The 20,915-nt window shown below is 68.0% G+C and carries 20 protein-coding genes; 9 read left to right on the forward strand and 11 right to left on the reverse strand.

Annotated elements, in window-relative coordinates:
- On the forward strand, positions 1-793 hold a 793-nt coding region (locus VGP60_RS02965), incomplete at its 5' end, for an alpha/beta hydrolase family protein (protein ID WP_327546262.1).
- A gap of 81 nt (positions 794-874) precedes the next feature.
- On the opposite strand, the gene VGP60_RS02970 is transcribed toward VGP60_RS02965, so the two are convergent.
- Positions 875-1,525: a transglycosylase family protein gene (locus VGP60_RS02970; RefSeq protein ID WP_327546263.1), complete on the reverse strand. Its 651-nt coding sequence runs from the start codon at positions 1,523-1,525 to the stop codon at positions 875-877.
- Positions 1,526-1,762: 237 nt separating this feature from the next.
- On the opposite strand from VGP60_RS02970, the gene VGP60_RS02975 reads away from it, so the two are divergent.
- From VGP60_RS02975 to VGP60_RS02985, 3 genes are all read left to right on the forward strand, one after another.
- The gene (locus VGP60_RS02975; protein ID WP_327546264.1) at positions 1,763-3,163 is read left to right on the forward strand and encodes an MFS transporter; all 1,401 of its coding nucleotides are present in this window, start codon (positions 1,763-1,765) and stop codon (positions 3,161-3,163) included.
- A gap of 22 nt (positions 3,164-3,185) precedes the next feature.
- Positions 3,186-3,935 carry a thymidine kinase gene (locus tag VGP60_RS02980; RefSeq protein ID WP_327546265.1) on the forward strand — a complete coding sequence of 250 codons (750 nt, stop codon included), beginning with the start codon at positions 3,186-3,188 and terminating at the stop codon, positions 3,933-3,935.
- 226 nt (positions 3,936-4,161) lie between these two features.
- The gene (locus VGP60_RS02985; RefSeq protein ID WP_327546266.1) at positions 4,162-4,509 is read left to right on the forward strand and encodes an RNA polymerase-binding protein RbpA; all 348 of its coding nucleotides are present in this window, start codon (positions 4,162-4,164) and stop codon (positions 4,507-4,509) included.
- 87 nt (positions 4,510-4,596) lie between these two features.
- On the opposite strand, the gene VGP60_RS02990 is transcribed toward VGP60_RS02985, so the two are convergent.
- The 4 genes from VGP60_RS02990 to VGP60_RS03005 all read right to left on the reverse strand — a co-directional run bounded on the left by VGP60_RS02990 (position 4,597) and on the right by VGP60_RS03005 (position 10,194).
- Complete coding sequence (locus VGP60_RS02990; protein ID WP_327546267.1) at positions 4,597-5,976, reverse strand: hypothetical protein; 1,380 nt, start codon at positions 5,974-5,976, stop codon at positions 4,597-4,599.
- Between the two features lie 33 nt (positions 5,977-6,009).
- Positions 6,010-6,780 carry a polyprenol monophosphomannose synthase gene (locus VGP60_RS02995; RefSeq protein ID WP_327546268.1) on the reverse strand — a complete coding sequence of 257 codons (771 nt, stop codon included), beginning with the start codon at positions 6,778-6,780 and terminating at the stop codon, positions 6,010-6,012.
- Positions 6,781-6,807: 27 nt separating this feature from the next.
- Positions 6,808-8,427 carry an apolipoprotein N-acyltransferase gene (lnt, locus tag VGP60_RS03000; protein WP_327546269.1) on the reverse strand — a complete coding sequence of 540 codons (1,620 nt, stop codon included), beginning with the start codon at positions 8,425-8,427 and terminating at the stop codon, positions 6,808-6,810.
- Between the two features lie 165 nt (positions 8,428-8,592).
- Positions 8,593-10,194: an amidohydrolase gene (locus VGP60_RS03005; RefSeq protein ID WP_327546270.1), complete on the reverse strand. Its 1,602-nt coding sequence runs from the start codon at positions 10,192-10,194 to the stop codon at positions 8,593-8,595.
- A gap of 156 nt (positions 10,195-10,350) precedes the next feature.
- Here VGP60_RS03005 and VGP60_RS03010 point away from each other — a divergent pair, with 156 nt between their 5' ends.
- Positions 10,351-11,745 (forward strand): lysine 2,3-aminomutase, encoded by a 1,395-nt coding sequence (locus VGP60_RS03010; RefSeq protein WP_327546271.1) that lies wholly within the window; start codon positions 10,351-10,353, stop codon positions 11,743-11,745.
- Positions 11,746-11,818: 73 nt separating this feature from the next.
- Positions 11,819-12,295, forward strand: a complete 477-nt coding sequence (locus VGP60_RS03015; RefSeq protein ID WP_327546272.1) for an SRPBCC family protein — start codon at positions 11,819-11,821, stop codon at positions 12,293-12,295.
- A 214-nt stretch (positions 12,296-12,509) separates the two neighbouring features.
- Here VGP60_RS03015 and VGP60_RS03020 read toward each other — a convergent pair whose 3' ends face one another.
- Positions 12,510-12,830, reverse strand: coding sequence for a helix-turn-helix domain-containing protein (locus VGP60_RS03020; protein WP_327546273.1), 321 nt, complete (start codon positions 12,828-12,830; stop codon positions 12,510-12,512).
- 219 nt (positions 12,831-13,049) lie between these two features.
- On the opposite strand from VGP60_RS03020, the gene VGP60_RS03025 reads away from it, so the two are divergent.
- Both VGP60_RS03025 and VGP60_RS03030 read left to right on the forward strand, forming a co-directional pair.
- Positions 13,050-14,093: an LLM class flavin-dependent oxidoreductase gene (locus VGP60_RS03025; protein WP_327546274.1), complete on the forward strand. Its 1,044-nt coding sequence runs from the start codon at positions 13,050-13,052 to the stop codon at positions 14,091-14,093.
- Positions 14,094-14,134: 41 nt separating this feature from the next.
- The gene (locus VGP60_RS03030) at positions 14,135-15,085 is read left to right on the forward strand and encodes an SDR family NAD(P)-dependent oxidoreductase (RefSeq protein ID WP_327546275.1); all 951 of its coding nucleotides are present in this window, start codon (positions 14,135-14,137) and stop codon (positions 15,083-15,085) included.
- A 24-nt stretch (positions 15,086-15,109) separates the two neighbouring features.
- On the opposite strand, the gene VGP60_RS03035 is transcribed toward VGP60_RS03030, so the two are convergent.
- The 3 genes from VGP60_RS03035 to VGP60_RS03045 all read right to left on the reverse strand — a co-directional run bounded on the left by VGP60_RS03035 (position 15,110) and on the right by VGP60_RS03045 (position 19,009).
- Complete coding sequence (locus tag VGP60_RS03035) at positions 15,110-16,006, reverse strand: AraC family transcriptional regulator (protein ID WP_327546276.1); 897 nt, start codon at positions 16,004-16,006, stop codon at positions 15,110-15,112.
- A 211-nt stretch (positions 16,007-16,217) separates the two neighbouring features.
- On the reverse strand, positions 16,218-17,588 hold the full coding sequence (locus tag VGP60_RS03040) for an MmgE/PrpD family protein (protein ID WP_327546277.1): 1,371 nt from the start codon (positions 17,586-17,588) through the stop codon (positions 16,218-16,220).
- Complete coding sequence (locus VGP60_RS03045; RefSeq protein ID WP_327546347.1) at positions 17,588-19,009, reverse strand: aldehyde dehydrogenase; 1,422 nt, start codon at positions 19,007-19,009, stop codon at positions 17,588-17,590. Before VGP60_RS03045 ends, VGP60_RS03040 begins: the two co-directional genes overlap by 1 nt.
- Positions 19,010-19,126: 117 nt before the next feature.
- Between VGP60_RS03045 and VGP60_RS03050 the strand changes: the two genes are divergently transcribed.
- Positions 19,127-19,669 carry a TetR family transcriptional regulator gene (locus tag VGP60_RS03050; RefSeq protein WP_327546278.1) on the forward strand — a complete coding sequence of 181 codons (543 nt, stop codon included), beginning with the start codon at positions 19,127-19,129 and terminating at the stop codon, positions 19,667-19,669.
- 18 nt (positions 19,670-19,687) lie between these two features.
- Here the strand turns inward: VGP60_RS03050 and VGP60_RS03055 are convergent, their stop codons facing one another.
- Both VGP60_RS03055 and VGP60_RS03060 read right to left on the reverse strand, forming a co-directional pair.
- A complete protein-coding gene (locus tag VGP60_RS03055) occupies positions 19,688-19,834 on the reverse strand; it encodes a hypothetical protein (protein WP_327546279.1) in 147 nt (48 codons plus the stop codon).
- Between the two features lie 174 nt (positions 19,835-20,008).
- Complete coding sequence (locus tag VGP60_RS03060; protein WP_327546280.1) at positions 20,009-20,845, reverse strand: SDR family NAD(P)-dependent oxidoreductase; 837 nt, start codon at positions 20,843-20,845, stop codon at positions 20,009-20,011.
- Between the last annotated feature and the right edge of the window lie 70 nt (positions 20,846-20,915).

Raw genomic sequence — 20,915 nt, forward strand, 5'->3', positions numbered from 1 at the left:
GGCAGCGCATCCGCGGAAGAAGTGGCCGACGCTGTATCTGCTCCACGGTTGCTGCACGGTCGCGGTCGGCCAGGTCGAGTGGACCACTTACAGCGATGTGGAGAAGTACACCAAGGACCTCGACGCGTTGATCGTGATGCCCGAGGGCGGTGATGTCGGGTTCTACTCGAACTGGCTGTCGGGTCCGGCTTGGGAGACGTTCCATCTCACTGAGTTGCGGCAGTTGCTGGAGCAGCGGTACCGGTCCGGTCAGGATCGGGCGATCGCGGGGCTGTCGATGGGCGGGTTCGGCGCATTGTCGTACGCGGCGCGGAATCCGGGCATGTTCAAGTCGGTGGCGGCGTACAGCGGTCTGGTGCACACGAGGTTCCAGGGTGTGGCCACTTCCGTCGGGATCCAGGGTTTGGTGGCTTCGTACGGCGCTGATCCCAACGCGTTGTGGGGCGATCCGGTCGCGGACGCCGGTGTCTGGGCGGCGCACAATCCGTACGACCTTGCCGGGAGGTTGCGCGGTGTGCCGGTGTTCCTGTCCGCGGGTAACGGTGAGCCGGGGCCGCTCGAACCGCCGGGTACCGAGCCGGACATCCGGGAGCAGGCACTCGGTCCTCAGGCGGTTGCGACCGCCGAGCGACTCAAGGAGGTCGGAGCGAAGGTCACGACGTGCCTTTATGGCGCGGGGACGCACAGCTGGCCGTACTGGGAGCGGGAGCTGCATCGCTCGATGCCGATGTTGATGCGGTCCATCGGCGTTCGTTTCGTTCCCCCGCCCGGCCAGCCGACGAGCTGCGGCTGATCCTCACAGGCCCACGAGATGTCGACATCACGTGATCTCTTAGAAGCTAAGACATCGCCACCTGTCGACAGATGGCGGAGTTCAGCGGGGCGCTTTCCCGCTCCAGGCGGCTTCCCAGGTCTTCGGGCCGAGCAGGCCGGAGTCCTTGATGCCGTTGGCGCGCTGGAGGTCGAGTACGGCTGTCCTCGTCTTGTCGAGGTAGCAGCCGGTGCCGGTGAAGCCGTAGCCGAAGGCGTTCATCCGGAGCTGGAACGCCTTGAGCGGTTCCGCGCAGTCGCCGAAGTCGTAGACGACGCCGGGCCAGGCGGGTTTGGGTCCGGGGGCGCCGACGGGCGGTGACGGGATGGTGCCTCCGCCGCCGATGTAGGCGGATTCGTCGTAGCTGGGGGTGCGCTTGCTGCGGGCGTCGGCGTCGGCCTTCAGGCCGAGCTTGCCGGCGCATTCCCAGGGCTGCCAGCCGCGCATGCGGTAGAGGTAGAGGGCGCGGTGGTCCTGTTCGCGGGGGCTGGCCTGGTCGGGGCGTCCGGCGCCGCCGACGCTGCGCCAGGTGGGCAGGTCGAACTGGTAGGCGCCGTAGTAGCCGTTACCGGTGTTGGTGTTGTAGCGACCGCTGGATTCGCACATGCGGAGCTTGGCCCAGGCGGTGCCGGCCGGGTCGGCGGAGGCCACTGTGCTCGTCGCGAGCTGGAGGCCCATCGCGGCGATGGCGACGAGAACCAGTCTGACCAGCATTCGAATGACCATGCCTGCACAGTAAGTAACCGACCCATAGGCCACAAGAGAAACTGCGGCATCACACACCACACGGGTGATACGTGCAACGCGACACGCCCCGTCAGGGGTGACTTTCTTGAGGCGTGTCACATTTGGGAGTAAACGGGCAGGTTTGCGCGGAACTTACCCGCGGTGCGGCCACGCCCAGTAGTCTCCGCTGGCCCCATTCGCCACAGAGGTATCAGGAGCCCGTGCATGACGACCGTCGAGACCCGCGACCGGAAGCGGGAGCAGCGCGGCTGGTATTTCTACGACTGGGCCAACTCCCCCTTCTACTCCTCAGTGACGACCGTGTTCGGCGCGCTGTACATGAGCTCGGTGGCGGCCGCGGACGCGAAGGCGAATGTGGCGTTGAACGGGCCGGCGCCGTGTGTCGGGTCGGACGGGGTCGAGAACAAGCTGCAGAACTGCGACATCAGTCTGCTGGGGCTGCATTTCCCGGCGGGGTCGCTGTGGGGCTACCTGTTGTCGGCGGCGACGGTGATCCAGGTGCTGGTGCTGCCGATCGTCGGGGCGATCGCGGACCGGAGCCAGAGCAAGAAGCTGATCCTAGGGTCGTTCGCGATGCTGGGCGCGGTGGCGTCGGCGTTGATGTTCTTCGTCGCGGGGTCGAACTGGCAGCTCGGTGTGGTGCTGTTCATGCTGGCGAACGTCGGGTACGGCGCTTCGCTGATCGTCTACTACTCGTTCCTGCCGGATATCGCCGAGCCCGATGAGCGGGACGCGGTGTCGGCGCGCGGGTGGGCGTTCGGGTATCTCGGTGGCGGGCTGGCGCTGGCGCTGCAGCTCGCGTTGTACCTCAGTCACGACAGCCTGGGCATGAGCCAGAGCCTGGCCGTGCGGATCTGTTTCCTGTCTTCGGGGATCTGGTGGGCGTTGTTCACGATCATCCCGCTGCGCCGGCTGCATCAGCACCAGGCGCCACACGGGCGCGAGAAGGGCGTCGCGGCGGTCACGGCGGGTTTCGCGGAGCTGAAGGAGACGCTGAAGGCGGCGAAGGCGTATCCGCTGACCCTGGCGTTCCTGGGGAGCTACCTGATCTTCACCGACGGCATCAACACGGTGGTCACGGTGTCGGCGCAGTACGGCAAGGACGAGCTGAAGTTCGCCGACGAGGTCCTGATCGTGACGATCCTGGTGATCCAGTTCGTCGCGTACTTCGGCGGCGTGCTGCACGGGATGGTGGCGAAGCGGATCGGGGCGAAGAAGACGATCCTCGGCAGCCTGGCCGTGTGGGTGCTCGTCATCGGGTCGGCGTTCTTCATCGAGGCCGGGCAGCAGCTGCAGTTCTACGCGGTGGCGGTCGGGATCGGGCTGGTGCTCGGGGGCACGAACGCGTTGTCCCGGTCGTTGTACAGCCAGATGATCCCGGTGGGCAAGGAGGCGCAGTACTACTCGCTCTACACCGTCGGGGAGCGCGGGACGTCGTGGCTCGGTCCGCTGCTGTTCGCCGGGATCGGGCAGGCGACGGGGTCTTTCCGCTTGGCCATCATCGCGTTGACGGTGTTCTTCATCGCCGGTTTCGTGCTGACCTGGATGGTGCCGGTGCGCCGCGCGATCGAGGCGGCCGGGAACCGGCCGCCGGCGCTGCTGTGACGGCCCGATAGGGTTGATTTTCGTGACTGTCCTCAAGGAGAGCGAATCCGACCCGACCGATGCGTTGTCATCGGTGCCGGTGGTGGGATCGCGACGCACCGCCCCGGTCGTTGGGAAGCTGAAGTTCTGCTACGGCCCGATGGACTGCGGGAAGTCGACGCTCGCGCTGCAGATCGACCACAACCACTCTCGCCAGGGGCGCCGGGGCCTGGTGCTGGTGCGGCACGACCGGTCGGGTGCGCCGCAGATCAGCAGCCGGATCGGGATCACGCGCCAGGCGACGGAGGTGGGCGCGGCCACCGATATCCGGCAGCTGGTGCGGGAGCAGTGGTCGAAGGGGCTCCACGTCGACTACATCGTGGTGGACGAGGCGCAGTTCCTCTCCCCCGAGCAGGTCGACCAGCTCGCCGAGCTGGCCGATGAGGTGCAGATCGACGTCTACTGCTTCGGGATCGCGACGGATTTCCTGAGCAGGTTGTTCCCGGGTGCACGGCGGTTGTTCGAGGTGGCCGACGAGTTGCAGCCGGTTCAGGTGGAGGTGTTGTGCTGGTGCGGTTTGGCCGGGCGGTTCAATGCCCGGGTGAGTGACGGTGTTGTTCTGCGTGCGGGTGACACCGTTGTCGTGGCCGATACCGAAGCACCCGCGGTTGAATATTCACCCACAGATGCTGAAATTACTACCGTCCGTTATCAGGTACTATGTCGGCGGCACTTTCGCCTTGGAGATCTTGGTCCCTCGACGGCTCAGCACGGTCAGCTCCAGCTGACCTGATTAGGGTCAGAAATAGCCCGTATGGGGGATATCACCATGAAGAACGCACTATGCGCGTCACGTCACCGCACGAAATCACTCCCACTGTAGGAAGCTGTTGCCGACGGGTGACGCAGCTCATCGTGAGCGACGACATGAGAGTCCGGGAATCTCTCGGGCCATCCGCTCGTTGCATAGGGTGAGCACCGCCAAGGCTCTAACCGGAGCCGACTGAAAGGACCCCATCATGGCCGACCGTGTACTCCGTGGAAGCCGGCTGGGAGCGGTCAGCTACGAGACAGACCGCAATCACGACCTCGCGCCGCGGCGCACCGTGCGCTACGCGTGCCCCAAGAACCACGAGTTCGAGGTGCCGTTCTCAGACGACGCCGAGATCCCCTCGGTCTGGGAATGCCGCTTGCACGGCAGCGAGTCCGAGATCGTAGACGGCGGAGCGCCCGAGCAGAAGAAGGTCAAGCCCCCGAGGACCCACTGGGACATGCTGCTGGAGCGGCGTTCCATCCCGGAACTCGAGGACCTGCTCAACGAACGTCTCGCCGAGCTCAAGGGTCGCCGGACCTCGCGCTCGGCCTGAGTGGCAACAGCCACCTGGTAGCTAGCTCCCACCACTAACAAGGAAAGCCCCCCGCGAAGTCACGGGGGGCTTTCTCGTGTTTGTCGGTCAGCCCACGTACTGGCAGGGAAGCTTGACGACCCAGTTGTCCGGGACGGTGGGCTCGAGCTGCAGGACGCCGATCGACGCGCCTCGGGCGCACTCCAGCTTCGCGGTGACGACCGACTGATCCCAGGGGACGCCGGTGAGCCGCCCCGAGGACATCGGCAGCTGGCGCACGACGCCGGTCAGCAGTACCACGGCCATGACGACCATGCCCGCGCGCCGCAAGCCCGGTTTCGGGATCCGGTCCAGGCCGATCGCCATCACGGCGAGCAGCATCAGGCACGGAACCACGCTGTAGCGCTGCCCGTCGAGCACGACGCCGGGCTGGAGCAGCTCAGGTGACCAGTGCCAGTTCTGCGACAGCGAGAACCACAGCGACAGCGCGGCGTACCCGAGTGTCACGGTCACGAACACGATGCGCGGAGCACCGCCCCACCGGAGCGCCACCACAGCCAGTGCCGCGACGACCGCCAGCGCACCGAGGAACGGCCCATAGCCGAACGCCTCGTAGAACCGCGCCACGTCCTCGGAACCGGTGAACGTCACCAGCGGGACCCGCGACAACGCGCTCAGCGCGGCGGTCCGCAGATCGACGGGCATGTCGAAATGTGCCACGCGGGGCGTCCTCAGCATCGTGACGCCCTGGATGACCAGGCCGGCGAAGTAGCCGATGGAGGGGATCCACTGGCGCCGGTCGGGCAGCGCGAACCGGGCCAGCGCCAGCGGGGCCAGCAGCACCACCAGCGCGCTGGACGTCACCGCCAGGAACAACACCACCGTGACGAGCGCTGTCTGCCAGCGCGCCACCGGGCGCCACCACATCAGCCAGAACGCGCCGAAGAAGACGAACCAGTGGAGGTTGGCCAGGTTGTTGATGGCTTCGGCGTTGGTCACGGGCGCGACGACGACGAGAACGGCGAGCGCCACCCGCAGCGTCCGTGAGCGCAGCACCCCGCCCGAAGCGGTGAACACCAGCAGCGCCACTCCCGCCCGCAGCACGGCGGCGGTGACCGCGATGCTGGCTGCCGCCCAGCTCAGCGGGAGCTGTGCGGCCAGCTCGGCGCCGAGCCTCGGGATCGTGTGGAGATATCCCGAATCCACGTAGGGCTCGATGAGCGCGCGCCACAGCGGCAGGGTTTCGCCGTCGAGGAGGAAGCGGGCACCGTCCTCGGCCCAGATGTGGTCGACGCGGGAGCGGCCGGCCGGGATCAGCAGCAGGTACGCCACTGCCGCGGCGAATCCCGCGAGATACCAGGCGACCATCCGCCCGCGGGGCGTCCGGGACGGTTCGGGAACGGGGTACAAGGCGGTCACCGCGTTGCGGACGCGGGACCAGGGAGAGGTCTTCGGGGCCGGACGCGGGACGGAGTCGTCAACGCTCACGGTGTTGCCCATGGTCTGCAAGAGCCGTCTTTCTCAGGAGGTTTTCTTGACCAGGCTGCGCAGCTGCTGCCAGCGGCGCTTCACTCCCCAGCTGCCGACCCGGATCACGGCTTCGCGCACGATGGAGCCGCTCATCTTCGACTCTCCGATCGCGCGCTCGGTGAAGGTGATCGGGACCTCGACGATTTCGAACCCGGCCTCGTCGGTGCGCCAGGTCAGGTCGATCTGGAAGCAGTAGCCGTGCGACGCGATCGCGTCGAGATCGAGCTTGCCCAGCACCTCACGCCGGTAGGCCCGGAACCCCGCGGTGATGTCGTTGACCTTCACCCCGAGCGCGACCCGTGAATAGAGGTTTCCGCCGCGGGAGAGCAGCTCCCGGCGCTTGGGCCAGTTGACGACGCTGCCGCCCGGCACGTACCGCGAGCCGACGACCAGATCGGCGTCTTCGAGGGCTTCGAGCATCCGAGGCAGGTCCTCGGGACCGTGGGAGCCGTCCGCGTCCATCTCGACGATGGTGGCGTAGTCCCGCTCCAGCGCCCAGCGGAAGCCCGCGACATACGCCGCGCCCAGCCCGGCCTTCTCCGTGCGGTGCATGACGTTGACGCGCTCGTCCGCGTCGGACAGCTCGTCGGCGAGTTCGCCGGTGCCGTCCGGGCTTCCGTCGTCGACGACGAGCACATGGACCTTGGGAAGCGCCGTATGCAACCGCTTCACGATCGGGCCGAGGTTCTCCCGTTCGTTGTAGGTCGGGATCACCACCAGCACCGGGTCGATCCCCTGGGCCTGGCGGGACGTCAGCGCCATCCGTTGTCCTCCCTCGGCGCCGGGTCTCTATCCCGGCGCTTGCGATCGTGCTATCTCGGTGGCCGTGCGCCGAGTGCGAAAACGGAGCACGACCCCGGCCAGCAGCCCTGCGAGCGCCGCCCCGACCAGTCCGTACTCCGTCCACACACCGAGTCGATCCGATAGCGTAGTCGTTTGCCTCAGCGGCACGCTTTCGACCAGTGACGCGGCCGTGAAAAGACCTGTCGACCTGGCGATCGTACCGTCCGGCCTGACGATGGCACTCACCCCACTGGTAGCCGAGACCACCACGGCCCGGCCGTGTTCCACCGCACGCAGCCTGGACATCGCGAGCTGCTGGTAGCTCATCTCCCCCGGGCCGTACCAGGCGTTGTTGGTGGGCACGACGAGCAGTTCGGCGCCCTGGGCGACGGCGTCGCGGGCGGGGTGGTCGAACGCGGCCTCGTAACAGATGAACACGCCGACTTTGGTGCCCGCGACGTCGAGCGCGGCGTTGGTGCGGTCGCCGGGGGTCATGTCGCTCGTGTCGTCGACGAACGGGGTGACCAGGCGGGCGAGGTCGCGGGCGGGGACGTACTCGCCGAACGGGACGAGCTGGCTCTTGTTGTACTCCTTGCCGGGGCCGGTGACCGGGTCCCACGCGATCGCGGAGTTCTGGACGCCACCGTCCGGGCGCCAGGTCTGCGCGCCGATGATCGCGGGGATGCCGAAGCTCGCGACCATCTGGTCGATGCCGGGGTCGTCGCCGCGCAGCGCCGTCGCCGTCTCGGGCCAGATGAGGAGGTCGGGCTTGGGGACGCGGCCGGCGCGGATGTCGGTGAGCAGGACCTGGCTTTCGGCGAGGTGGTTGGCGCGCAGGACCCCGCGCATGCCTTCGAGCGCGATGCCGACGTCGGGGGCGTTGCCCTGGACAGCGGCGACGGTCAAGGTGCCGTCTTGCGCTTCGGTGCCGATGGTGGGCCAGAGGGCGAGGCCGGCGATGGCGGGGACCAGCGCTGCCGCGAGCGGGACGGCGAGGCGGCGCCATTCGCGGGTGCGGCCTTTTTGAATGAACACTGTGCGGATGAGCGCGGCTATCCCGAAGCCGGTCAGGACCACGGCGAACCCGACGAGCGGCGCGCCGCCTACCGAGGCGAGGGGCAGGAAGGCGCCTTCGGGCTGGCTGAACGCGACGCGGCCCCAGGGGAAACCGCCGAGCGGGAACCAGGCGCGCGGTGTCTCCGCGGCGATGACGAGCAGCGCCGCCCACACTGGGGCCAGTGGCAGGCGGGTCACCAGTGTGATCAGCCCGGCGACGAGCGCGAGGTAGAGCGCCAGTACGGCGGAGAGCCCGAGCCAGGGCCACGGGCCGAAGCTGGGGCCGAGGAACGCCTGCAGCCAGGTGAGCAGCGGGAGGAAGAACGCGACACCGAAGACGTAGCCGTACCCGAACGCCCCGCGGAAGCTGCGGCCGCGCAGCACGAGGGCGAGCCCGGTGAACGCCAGCGGCGCGAGCCACCACAGCGGACGCGGCGCGAAGCTCAGGTACAGGCCGAAACCCGATACCCCGGACGCGGCGAATCGCAGTAGCCAGGCGCGCGAGAACCGTCGTCGGCGCGGGGGTTCTTCAGGCGCCGCGGACGCCTCGTCGACAGCGGTGGTGGACACAAGGTGACCTTAAGCGACGCGGGTGAAGTCGCCGTCGGGCCGCCTGGGTCCCCGGAGTGGCATTCACGCCACTTTTCGGGGCACGGGCGGCCGTGCGGAGCGCTATGAACGGACCGTTCCTGGCGTTTCTTGAGAGGAACGGTCCGTTCATAGCGTCTCGCGGGCTCAGGTGAAGGTGTCGTAGAGGACGTGGCCGGAGCGGACGGTGCGCAGGCAGCGCGGGAGGTCTGCGCCGGGGCCGAGGGCCGGGAGGGCGGGCACGCCGGAGCGGGGGTCGGTGGACCAGCGCTGGACGCGGGAGTCCGAGGTCGCCACGACGAGGTCGGCGGCTTCCCAGATCGCGTAGTGCGCGGGGGCGCCAGGGACGAGGTTGCCGGTGATGCCGTCGGAGACGCCGGCGGCGCGGTGTCCGCCGCGAGTGTGGGCGGTGAAGGACGCTCGCGCGGACAGGCCGGAGCCCGGTGTGCGGTGGTAGGTGCCGGCGCGGACCGAGGCCCACGGGTCGAGCGGGGTGACCGGGGAGTCTGAGCCGAACGCGAGGAGCACGCCTTCGGAGGCGAGCATCGAGAACGGGTTCAGGCCGGGTGCGCGGTCGCCGAGGCGGGCGGCGTACATCCCGTCGGTGCCGCCCCAAGCGGCGTCGAACTGTGGCTGCATGGAGGCCGCGACGCCCCAGCCTGCCAACGCTTTCGCCTGCTCGGTGTCGACCATCTCGAGGTGTTCGAGGCGGTGGTGGCGCGCGGCGATCGCGCGGCGGCCGCAGGTTTTCTCGGCGAGCCGGAAGCCCTCGACGACTTCGGTGACCGCGGCGTCGCCGATGACGTGGAAACCGGCCTGCAGTTCGGCTTCAGTGCAGGCGATGACGTGGTCGGCGATGGCGGTGGCGTCGAGGTAGGAGGCGCCCGAGGTGCCGGGTTCGTCGGTGTAGGGCGCGCGCAGGGCGGCGGTGTGGGAGCCCAGCGCGCCGTCGGCGAAGAGGTCTCCGGCGAGGCCGCGGACGCCGAGGCTGCGAGCGGTGTCGACAGCGCCGAGCTCACCCCAGTAGCCGATGACTTCGGGGCTGGTGGGGGCGTCGGCGAGGGTGAGCAGGTCGCGGAGGTCCTGCTCGCCGGAGATGTCGGGGCCGCCGCATTCGTGGACGCTGACGATCCCGCGAGCGGCGGCGGTGGCCAGGAACGCTTCCTGGGCGCGGCGGCGCTGGGCGGGGGTGACGGCCTGGCGGACGGCGGCGCGGACGCGGTGGTGGGCGTCGCGGGTCAGGGGGCCGTCCTCGGACCAGCCGTCGACGCCGCGGGCTTCCGGGGTCAGCTCGACCAGGGCGCTCGACACCAGCGCGGAATGGACGTCGACGCGGCTGAGGTACACCGCGGCGCCTTGGGCAGCCGCGTCGAGTTCGATCCGGCTGGGCAGGCGCGGCGCGGTCCATTGTGATTCGTCCCAGCCGTGGGCGATGAGCACCTCGCCCGGGCGGACGGCGTCGCGGACGGCGGCGAGCAGTTCGGTGGCGTCGCGGACGGTCGTGAGGTCGAGCCCGGTCAGGTGCAGCCCGGTCGCGGTGGCGTGGACGTGCGCGTCGACGAACCCAGGAGTGACGAAGGCACCGTCGAGCTCGACGATCTCGGCGCCGGGGTGCAGCGCCTTGGCGGGGCCGTCCTGGCCGACCCAGACCACGGTGCCGCCGGTGACGGCGAGCGCGGTGGCGTCGGACGAGTTCGGTGAGTGGATACGGCCGCCCAGCAGCAGCGTGGTCTTTTGTGAATCAAGCACGTCCCGAGTCTGCTCCGTGCCCTCCGGCCGCCGGAGTGCGGGGCGACCCTGGTGTTAATAAAGACTGTGCCAGGTAACGTCGAAAACAACAATATTTACGCCGTCCATGCGATGTGGCAGGATATTTTCACGACTTCCTGACCCTGAGGAGTACAGATGACTGTGATCCAGGAACCTGTCTCGCCTGTCGCGGACACGTTCGAGCAGCCGTACGACTACTCCCGATCGGAGTTGGTCGAGCCCGACTGGCGTCGTTTCCCCGGATGGCGTGACGTCACCGACGCCCAGTGGCGCGACGCGCAGTGGCAGCGGGTGCACTGCGTCCGCAACATCAAGCAGCTCCGTGCGCTCATGGGCGACCTGCTCGAGGACCGCTTCTACGACGACCTCGCCGCCGACCAGCGCGACATGGCCACCATGTCGATGCTGCTGCCGCCACAGATGCTCAACACCATGGCGCCCGACGTCCGCACCGACGTGACCGACGCCTTCTACGCGGACCCGATCCGGCGCTACATGATGCCGGTCAAGAGCGACCGCGACCCGGTCGCGCCGAGCCACCCGCACTCCGAGCGCGACTCGCTGCACGAGGCGGAGATGTGGGTCGCCGAGGGCCTCACCCACCGGTACCCGACCAAGGTGCTCGCCGAGCTGATCTCCACCTGCCCCCAGTACTGCGGGCACTGCACCCGGATGGACCTGGTCGGGAATTCGACCCCGCAGGTGGACAAGCACAAGCTAGAGCTCAAGCCGGTCGACCGGCAGGACGCGATGATCGACTACCTCAAGCGCACCCCGGGCGTGCGCGACGTCGTGGTCTCCGGCGGCGACGTGGCGAACGTGCCGTGGCCGCAGCTCGAGTCGTTTCTCATGCGGCTCATGGACATCGAGTCCGTGCGCGACATCCGGCTCGCGACGAAGGCGCTGGCCGGGCTGCCGCAGCACTGGTTGCAGCCGAAGGTCGTCGAGGGCCTGGAGCGCGTCGCCGTCACCGCGCAGCGCCGCGGGGTCAACCTGGCGATCCACACCCACGTCAACCACGCGCAGTCGGTGACCCCGCTGGTCGCCGAAGCCGCCCGCACCGCGCTCGACGTCGGCATCCGCGACGTCCGCAACCAGGGCGTGCTGATGCGCGGAGTGAACGACTCCCCCGCCGAGCTGCTCGACTTGTGCTTCGCGCTGCAGGGCGAGGCGAACATCCTGCCGTACTACTTCTATCTGTGCGACATGATCCCGAACGCCGAGCATTGGCGGGTCGCGGTGTGGGAAGCGCAGGAGCTGCAGCACGCGATCATGGGCTACCTGCCCGGGTACGCGACGCCGCGGATCGTGTGCGACGTGCCGTATGTCGGCAAACGCTGGGTGCACCAGCTCGCGGAGTACGACCGGGTCAAGGGCATCTCGTACTGGACGAAGAACTACCTGACCAGCGTCGACCGGGAGAACATCGCCGACCAGGCCGAGGCTCTCCAGGAGCGCTACCCGTACTACGACCCGATGTCCACGCTGCCCGACGAGGGCCGCCGCTGGTGGGCCGACCACTCGGGCTGAGCCAGGACGACCGAGCCTCGGGGAGGCCCGCGAAAGCTCCCCGAGGCTTGTTTAGGCGCACTAGCATGGCGCCATGCCACGGACCGACAGCGGATCTCGGGTGATCGCCGCCCCGCCGGAACGCGTGTACGCCGCCCTCGTCGACCCGGACGCGCTCAAAACCTGGCTGCCACCCGCGGGGATGAGCGGCCGGTTCGACCGATTCGACGCGCGCCCGGGAGGGTCGTACCGGCTGATCCTGACCTACGCGGACGCGTCGAGTTCACCCGGCAAAGCCACGCCCGACTCCGACGTCGTCGAAGCACGATTCGTCGACATCGTCCCCGGCGTACGTGTGGTGCAGGCGGTCGAATTCGTCTCCGACGACCCCGCCTACGCCGGCACGATGACCATGACCTGGGAGGTCACCGCCGTCGATTCCGGTACGCGGGTGGAGATCCGTGCCGACGACGTCCCCGACGGTATCTCCGCCGAGGATCACGCTGAAGGGCTGACCTCCTCGTTGGCGAACCTCGCCGTATACCTCGAGAGAAGTGCCAAAGACACCTAAATCCCGGTCGGACTTCCTTGAATGCAGGATGCCGATCAGCAGCCTTGGCAATGCAAAAGCCGCCATGGACTCCCTCGCACCCGTCGCCGCCGCGTGCCCGTCATGGACCGCGCGGCCACCACTCCACCCGTTGCCGCGGCGCGATCCTGACGTCACCCCGTCACCCCGTCACCCCGGGGTCACCGGCCGGGGCGATAAGCCCGTTGGCGCGGTCTTACTCCTGGGCGTCCGCGTCGAAGGCGGTGCGGTTGGCGATGATCGCCGACTGATGGTCGGCTGCCCACATCGCCAGCCGCAAAACGGGCTCCGAGAGTGAGAGCCCGAGTTCCGTCACCCGATATTCGACGCGAGGCGGTACCTCCGCGTAGATCGTGCGGTCGACGAGGCCATCGCGCTCGAGTGCCCGCAACGTAATCGTCAGCATCCTTCGCGAGATCCCCGGGGTCGTGCGGAGCAGCTCGGTGAACCGCATCGGGCCGCCCTGGAGCATTCCGATCAACAGGAGGCTCCACTTGTCACCGATGCGTTCCAGCACCGATCGAAAGACTTCGGGGTCGTGCTCAATGCATATTCGCCCCATCGAGCGAAGGGTCTCGGTCACTCGTTTCGCATGGGACATGGGCTCTCCTCTGCCTGGTTACCGCGAGGTGACCTAAGGCTCGGTTGAAGTTACCGGTTACTACAGAGTACACCAGTAACTAGAAGTAACTCACCTCGTGGCCGACCGCGAGGCCAAGACAGACAGGGAACGGCAATGGAAGTGCAGGACTTCGAATTCGGCCTGGATTCGCCCGCCTACGTGAGCGTCGACAAGTCCGGGCAGCCGGTCGACGGCGATGTCGTCATCCGCAACACGATCGAAGAGGCCGTCTTGGCCGACAGCGTCGGGATCGACTCCTTCAACATCGCCGAGCACTACCGGCCCGACTTCATGGACTCCGCGGGCCACGTGATCCTGGCGGCGATCGCGGGCCGAACCGAGCGCATCCGCCTCGGCACGGCCGTGACGGTACTGAGCACGCAGGATCCGGTCCGGGTGTACACCGAATTCGCGACCCTCGACGCGGTGTCCGACGGCCGCGCCCAGCTCATCGTGGGCCGCGGCTCGCTGACCGACTCGTTCCCGCTGTTCGGCTTCGATCTCGCCGACTACGAAACACTTTTCGAGGAGAAACTCGACCTTCTCCTGCGCCTGACCCGGAACCAGCCGGTCACCTGGTCCGGCACGGTCCGGTCTCCGCTCACCGACCAGTACGTGAGCCCTCCCCTTCCCGAAGGCCATCTCCCCACGTGGGTGGGTGTCGGTGGAAGCCCGGAATCGGTCATCCGGACCGCCCGCTACGGCCTGCCGCTGATGCTGGCCGTGATCGGCGGACCACCGAGCCGGTTCGCGCCCTACGTAGACCTCTACGAACGCGCCCTCGAAGAACACGGCCACCCGCTGCTCCCCGTCGGCATGCACTCGCTCGGATACGTGGGCAAGACCGACGAAGAGGCTGTCGACATCCAATGGCCGCACTGGGCGGAGATGTTCGAATCAGCGTCGCGCGAGCGCGGCTGGGCACCCCCGACGATGAAGAAATTCCAGGCCGAGATCGCCACGGGGGCACTGTTCGTCGGATCGCCGGAAACCGTGGCGACCAAATTGGCGGCGGCTGTCCGGTTGCTCAAGCTCAGCCGATTCGACCTCGCCTACGCCGTCGGGCGAGTCCCCCACGAACAACGGATGGCGACGATCGAGCTCTACGGACGTGAAGTGATCCCCCGCGTGCGAGAGCTGCTCGCAGCGCCCCAGTGAACAAGACCAGACACCGTGACATGGCGTCGAAAGGAACAACCGTGAACGCCGCGAAGAACTCGACTCCCAGTGATTCCCGAACCTCCCAGCGGAAGAAGACCTCGGCGAAGGGGATTCCGGATCGGCGGGTGACTCTCCGGCCGACGCCGATCGGACAGCTCGACCTCTCGTCGAAGAAGATCGCGATCATCGGCGGGACCAACGGCCTCGGCCAAGCGATCGCCCGGCAGGCCTTGGCGCGAGGTGCTGAGGTGACAGTGGTCGGGCGGACGTTTCGCGACGCCCCCGATCCCCGGCTGACCTTTGTGGCCGCCGATCTGTCCTCAATGGACGAATCCGCCAGGTTGGGGCGCGAACTCCCCTCGGAATCCTATGACGTGGTGCTCTTCACCGCGGGAATCATCGCGGCCAAGACGCGCGAAGAGACACCCGAGCACGTCGAGCGTGATGTGGCCATCAGTTACCTGAGCCGCCTCGCGATACTGCAGGGTCTCAGCCCCAAACTGGGATCAGGACGTCAGGACGGCGCACCCCGGCCTCGCGTTTTCGTCATGGGCTCACCCGGCACGGGAGCGATCGGCGACCCTGACGACCTCAACTCCGAGCGAAGCTACAAATCGTTGGCGGCGCACGCCAACACCATCGCCGGGAACGAGATCCTCGTCCTCGGGGCGAAGGACAGGTTCCCCGGTCCGGCATTCTTCGGCTTGGGCCCCTACCTCATCAAAACCGGTATCCGAAGCAACTTACTCGGCGACGGCAGCGTCACTCACAAACTAGTGGAGGGTGCCGTCGGCTTGTTCATGCAGTCACCCGAAACCTATGCGAAGCGCATCGTGCCGCTCCTGTTCGCGGCGGAACTCGACAACAACCGCGGCCTCATGTTCGGTCACCAGGCCCAGCCGATCCTGCCGACAGAAGGCATCGACGACGCCTATGTCGATCGTTTCTTGTCAGCCTCCGAAGCCCTCCTGCGACGCGCACTGCACTGATCTTCCGGCGACGTCCTCAAACGATCAGGCCAGGGCTGGGTCGGGCGTCAACCCGCGCAGGCGGGTGGCGTCCTGGCTGGGCGGCGCGCCGAACTGACGGCGGTACTCACGGCTGAACTGTGACGGGCTGTCATAGCCGACGCGGATGCCGACGTCGGTGACGTCGTTGGGATGGGTGGCGAGCAGGAGGCGCGCCTGCTGCAGCCGGATCTGCTTCTGGAACTGGATCGGGCTCATCGCGGTGACCGCTTGGAAGTTGCGGTAGAACGCGGACACGCTCATGCCGGACAGCTGCGCCACGTCCTCGACGCGGAACGACTTCGTGTAGTGGTCGCGGATCCACCGGACCGACCGCGCGATATGGGCGAGGCTGCTGTCGGCGAGGCCGAGCTGGCGGACGGTCGCGCCCTGCTCGCCGGCGATGAGCCGCCAGAGGATCTCCCGTTTGAGCAACGGTGCGAGCACCGCCCGGTCGCGTGGCTGGTCGAGCAGGCGCACCAGCCTGGTCACCGCGTCGATGAGCTCGGCGGGCGCGGTGCTGACAGCCATGCCGGACGGCGTGCCACCGCCGGACACGAGGTCTCCGGGGGCCGCCTGCAGCAGCAACTCGGCGACGGTGGCCGGATGCAGGGTCAGGCCGAAGCCCACGGCCGGCCGCCCGGGACCGGTGTCGACGTAATGGCCGGTGATCGGCAGGTCGACCGAGGCGATGAGGTACTGGCCGGCGCGGTACTCGTACACGCGGTCACCCAGCGCGATGTGTTTCGCGCCCTGCGCGATGAGCGCCATCACCGTGCCCGACATCGACGGCGACGGCGGGGCCGCGTGCTCGACCTTCGAGATCAGGACACCGTCGATGGCGGTGGTCGCGTCGGGGCGGGCATGCCGGGCGAGCAGGGTACGCAGCTCATCAAGACCCATGAGCGCATTGAAGCATGCCCCGATGCTCGCGGCAACGAGAGGATCAGGCAAGAGTTCAGGAGTACCGCTCTAACGTTTCCGCAGGTAGAGATGCCTACCTGGGCTACCCGAAATCCTTCGGAGCTCAAGACAGCGGCCAGGTGGCTCGTGAGTGGCAACAAGTGTTCTAACACTCGTAGCCACTCACGAGCCACCGGGTCGGTCTACGAGATCAACGGTGGCCAGACTCGGCTGTGAGTCGCATCAGGCCGGTGACGTCGTCGAGCTTGTCGAGCGCACCGGCCAGCTCGACGATCTCCCGCGCCACGGATGGCTCGACCACGCCGTCGACGTTGTCGAGGAACTTGGTCTCGACGTCGTGGTCGTCGGTATCGGGATTGTCCGGGTGCCCGCGAAAACCCCGCTGGGTATGGGAAAGCACGCGTCCGTCCGTGAGCGTGATGTCGAGCCGACAGCTCAACGTCGGTTGCTCGGGGACGAAAACATGGGCGTACGGCACGATCCTGTCGACCACGGACAGCAGGTCGGCGTCGGTCCACAGCACGGGATTCGAGTAGTCCTCGGGACGGTTGCGGCCGCGCACCAGCATCAGCGCGACACTGAACGCGGTACTGAACTGGGCCGACACCGTGTTCGCCGGGCGGGTGACGGCCGCGCCGTGCCCGATGGCGTACGCGGGCAGCCCGAGCCGGATCTCTTCGGCGTCCCGCCAGTTCAGCTCCGCGTTCCACACCTGGCGCACCGCGTCCAGCACCGGCGCCGCGGTTCCGACCACCGGGTAGAGCCGGAACATCGTGTCGACGAGGTGGAAGTGGTCCCACAGCCCATCGAAGCCCGAGACCTCGCGTGTGTCGCCGAACAAACGGAACAGACCCCGCTCGCCCTCGAAGATTGTCAGCGGACCGGTGAAACCGTCTTTCGCCAGCAGCGCCGCCTGGGATCCGGTGCGGCCGGCGGAACCGGCGTGCAGCCGCTTGACCTCGCCGCCGCTCGCCTCGTATTCCATGGTGCCGCCGGCGTCACTGCCGGCGATGCCGAAGGCGTGGGCGAGCCGGCCGGCGGTGAGCCCGAGCAGTTTGCCCGCGACGGCCGCCGCGCCGAACGTGCCGAGGATCTTCGCGCCATGCCAGCCGTCGCGCAGCATCGCGGGCCGGGTTTCGGCGCCCAGCAACGCCATCACCTGTGCCCCGGCGGCGATAGCCGTGATCACCTCGCGGCCGGACGCGCCCGTCAGCTCCCCGAAAGCGAGCGCGCTCGGCACGACGTACGAACCGACGTGCCAAGCGGCCACGTGCGCGTCGTCGAACTCGATGCTGCTGGCCAAGGTGCCATTGACGTAGGCGGCATAGGGCGCGGCCGTCCGCGTTGCGGAGCGCACGAGCGTGCTCTGCGGCGCCGCGCCCATCGCCTCGACCAGTCGTCGCGGCGGCTGCACGGAAGCCAGCGTCGAGCCGCGCAGCTGCAGGCCCAGTTGGTCCAGCACAAGGAGTTTCGCCATCTCGATCGCGCGCGGCGGCAGGTGCTCGTAGTCCAGCGCGACGACCCACTCCGCCAGTCGTGTCGCGAGGGTTTCCCCTGCCATCAGACGGCGATCGTCTTGTGCTCGACGTACTCGGTCAGCCCGACCGTGCCGTTTTCCCGGCCGATGCCGCTGGCCTTGTAACCGCCGAACGGGCCGTCGAAGACCGGGGGCGCGGCATTGATCCGGACGCCGCCGGTCGCCATGCGGCGCGCGATCTCCAAACCGTGGTCGGCGTCGGTGGTCCAGACCCCGCCGCCGAGTCCGTAAGGCGAGTCGTTCGCGATGCGGACGGCGTCGTCTTCGTCCTCGTACGGGATCACCACGACCACCGGGCCGAAGATCTCCTCCTGGGCGATGCGCATCTTGTTGTCGACGTCGGCGAACAGCGTCGGCTTGACGTAGAAGCCGCCGTCGAGGCCTTCGGGGGTTTCCGGGCCGCCGGTGACCAGGCGCGCGCCTTCGTCGATGCCGAGCCGGATGTAGTTCTGGACGCGCTGTTGCTGGTCGGCGCGGATCATCGGGCCGATGAACGTCTCGGGATCGGCTGGGTCGCCCACCTTGAAGCTCTCGACGAGGGTCTTCAGCGCGTCGACGATCTCGTCGTAGCGGCTGCGGGGCGCGAGGATACGGGTGTGGGCCTGGCAGTTCTCGGCGTTGTTCGCGAAGGACGCGAACTTCAGTCCTTCGGTGACCGCGGCGAGGTCGGCGTCCTCAAGGATGATCGAGGCGGATTTCCCGCCCAGTTCCAGGCTGACGCGCTTGAGCTGCTCACCGGCGATGGAGGCGATGCGGCGTCCGGCGGCGGTGGAACCGGTGAAGGCGATCTTGTCGACGCCCGGGTGGGCGACGAGGTGCTCGCTGGTTTCCCGGTCGGCCGGGATGATGCTGACGACGCCTTCGGGGAATCCCGCCTCGGTGAAGGATTCGGCCAGGCGCAGGATGCTCAGGGAGTTCTCGGGGGACGCCTTGAGCACGACCGTGCACCCGGCGAGCAGCGCCGGGATCATCTTGACCGTCGCCGCCATGTACGGCGAGTTCCACGGGATCACCGGGGCGACCACACCGATCGGTTCCCGGCGCACAACGGCCTTCGACGGAAGCGTCTCCTCCCAGCCGAAGTTCTTCGCCGCGTCCAGATAAGCCTCGGCCTGCCGGTCGAGCGCGGGCGCGCCCCACTTCGTGAACCACAGCGGGGCGCCGTTTTCCGCGCTGATGAGCGCGGCGGCGTCTTCGGCGCGGTCACCGCGCAGCTTGGTGAAACGGGCGACGACCTCTTGGCGCGCTTCCGGCGTCATCCGCGGCCAGCGACCGTGGTCGAAGGCTTCGCGGGCGGCGGCCACGGCCAGGTCGATGTCGGCGGGGCTGCCCTGCGCGGCGAGCCCGAGCAGGCGGCGGTCGTGCGGCGAGCGGATTTCGAGCAGTTCGGGGTTGGCCGGGGCGATCCAGCGGCCACCGAGGTAGAGCTTGTCGTAGGTGATCACGGGTCTCACAATCTCAAGGATGTTCTGCCTCATTAATGTAGCATTTATATTTATGAGTGCCATAGTGATGTAGAACAACCCTCATCATGTGCCCCATACGAGTATCGTCGAGAGATCATGAGAGCTGACGCCGCGCGCAATATCGAGAAAGTGCTGAGGACCGGGGCACGCCTGCTCGCGCAGGATCCGACCACGACCATCGCGGCCATCGCCGCCGCGGCGGAAGTGGATCGGCGGACCGTGTACCGCAGGTTCGACTCACGGGAGACCCTGCTCGCGGCCGTCTACGAAGCCAGGCTCGACGCCGTGGGAAAGGCCATCGCCGCCGCCCGGCTGACCGAAGCCCCCGTCGCGGTCGCACTGCACCGGTACGTCGAGGGCATCATCACCGCGACGCGCGAATGGCCGGTGGAACTCCAGCGCATGCGCGCGGACACCGTCATCCGCGACCGGCGGGCGGAGTTCATCGCCCAGGTCGCCGCGTTCATCGAACGGGCCGTCGACGAGGGCCTCTTCCGCGACGATTTCCCGGAAGGGTGGATCCAGGCTCTCCTGATCCACACTGTGAACGTCGCGGCCCACGAGTTCCCCGACATCGACGCGGCGCAGGCTGCCGACTTCGCGGTGGACAGCCTGCTCCGGGGAACCGGCCGGACCTGAGGCTCCCCCGGCCGGCTGTCAGCGCTTGCGGCGGAAGCGGGCAGCGGCGTCACGGGCCCGCTCGCGGGTACGCGGGTCGCTCGCCGCGCGGCGGGCCTTGTCGGTCAGCGCCTTGCCCTTCGGGCTCCGCAGGAACGTCTTCACGCGGTTGATCAGTCCGGCCATCGTTTTTCTCCTTTGTCCGGTTTGCCGTCTCCGGAGACATACCCAGCAGCCGGTGCGTCCAACCCGGTGAAAGCCGGTTCCGGCACCAGGGTGATCTCCCCGGCGGGCGCCGCCGCATCCCTGGACCCCGCACCCGGCAAGGCCGGGAACTGGCTGCTCGGGCGGTTCTGAAAGCTACGGTTTCACCGGCAGGCCGACGAGCTCGGCGCTGCGCTCCCAGAGCCGCCGCGCGAGCTCGGCGTCCGTGGCCTGGGGGCTGGTTTTGGTGGAGGGCTTGCCTTTCTCGTAGTACCCGCCGGAGTGCCAGTCCGTGCCGGGGGTTCCCGCGGCAAGCCACACGAGTTGCCGGGCGCCCTGATCCGGCGTGGTGAGGAAGCGCCGCGCGAACGAACTGTTGTAGACGAACCTCATCGCGCTGTCGCTCTGGGTCGCGAAGCTGGTGGCGACCGAGCCGGGGTGGAACGCCGCCGAGGCCAGGCCCTGGTCGTGGAACCGGCGGTGCAGTTCGGTGGTGAACAGGATGTTCTCGAGTTTCGCGTCGCCGTACGCCTTGCGCGGGGTGAACTTCCGGTCGTTGTCGAGGTCGTCGAGATCGAGCTTGCCGAACAGGCGCGCGGCGGCGCTCGAGGTCTGGATCACCGAAGCGCGGGCGCCGAGGAGGTTCGGCAGGAGCAGGTTGGTCAGCAGGAACGGGGAAAGATGGTTGACCTGCAAGGTTTTCTCGAAACCGTCGACGGTTTTGGCGCGGTCGCCGAAGACGCCTCCCGCGTTGTTCACCAGCACGTCGATCCGCGGGTACTTCGCATCGAGGTCGGCTGCCAGCGCACGGACGTCGTCGAACCGCGCGAAATCGGCGACGAAGAAGTCACTGTCCAGCTCGCGGGCGACCGCCGCGGTCTTCTCCGGGGAGCGGCCGACGACCACCACCTGGTGCCCGTCCCGCTTGAGCTGCCGGGCGCCGGCCGCCCCGATCCCGTCGCTGGACCCGGTGATGACGATGGTCTTGGCCATGGCGCTCTCCTATGGCATTGGCAGTCTGTGCAATCCACGGTATCTGATGGCAAACATGGCACCAAGTGAC

Origin of the sequence: Amycolatopsis sp. (assembly GCF_036008905.1) — a bacterium.
Lineage (GTDB): Bacteria > Actinomycetota > Actinomycetes > Mycobacteriales > Pseudonocardiaceae > Amycolatopsis.

Coding starts and splice junctions, on each gene's coding strand:
- VGP60_RS02970 (WP_327546263.1), bottom strand. CDS start 1,525: ATGCTGGTCAGACTGGTTCTCGTCGCCATCGCCGCGATGGGCCTCCAG.
- VGP60_RS02975 (WP_327546264.1), top strand. CDS start 1,763: ATGACGACCGTCGAGACCCGCGACCGGAAGCGGGAGCAGCGCGGCTGG.
- VGP60_RS02985 (WP_327546266.1), top strand. CDS start 4,162: ATGGCCGACCGTGTACTCCGTGGAAGCCGGCTGGGAGCGGTCAGCTAC.
- VGP60_RS02995 (WP_327546268.1), bottom strand. CDS start 6,780: ATGGCGCTGACGTCCCGCCAGGCCCAGGGGATCGACCCGGTGCTGGTG.
- VGP60_RS03010 (WP_327546271.1), top strand. CDS start 10,351: ATGACTGTGATCCAGGAACCTGTCTCGCCTGTCGCGGACACGTTCGAG.
- VGP60_RS03015 (WP_327546272.1), top strand. CDS start 11,819: ATGCCACGGACCGACAGCGGATCTCGGGTGATCGCCGCCCCGCCGGAA.
- VGP60_RS03025 (WP_327546274.1), top strand. CDS start 13,050: ATGGAAGTGCAGGACTTCGAATTCGGCCTGGATTCGCCCGCCTACGTG.
- VGP60_RS03035 (WP_327546276.1), bottom strand. CDS start 16,006: ATGGGTCTTGATGAGCTGCGTACCCTGCTCGCCCGGCATGCCCGCCCC.
- VGP60_RS03040 (WP_327546277.1), bottom strand. CDS start 17,588: ATGGCAGGGGAAACCCTCGCGACACGACTGGCGGAGTGGGTCGTCGCG.
- VGP60_RS03050 (WP_327546278.1), top strand. CDS start 19,127: ATGAGAGCTGACGCCGCGCGCAATATCGAGAAAGTGCTGAGGACCGGG.
- VGP60_RS03055 (WP_327546279.1), bottom strand. CDS start 19,834: ATGGCCGGACTGATCAACCGCGTGAAGACGTTCCTGCGGAGCCCGAAG.
- VGP60_RS03060 (WP_327546280.1), bottom strand. CDS start 20,845: ATGGCCAAGACCATCGTCATCACCGGGTCCAGCGACGGGATCGGGGCG.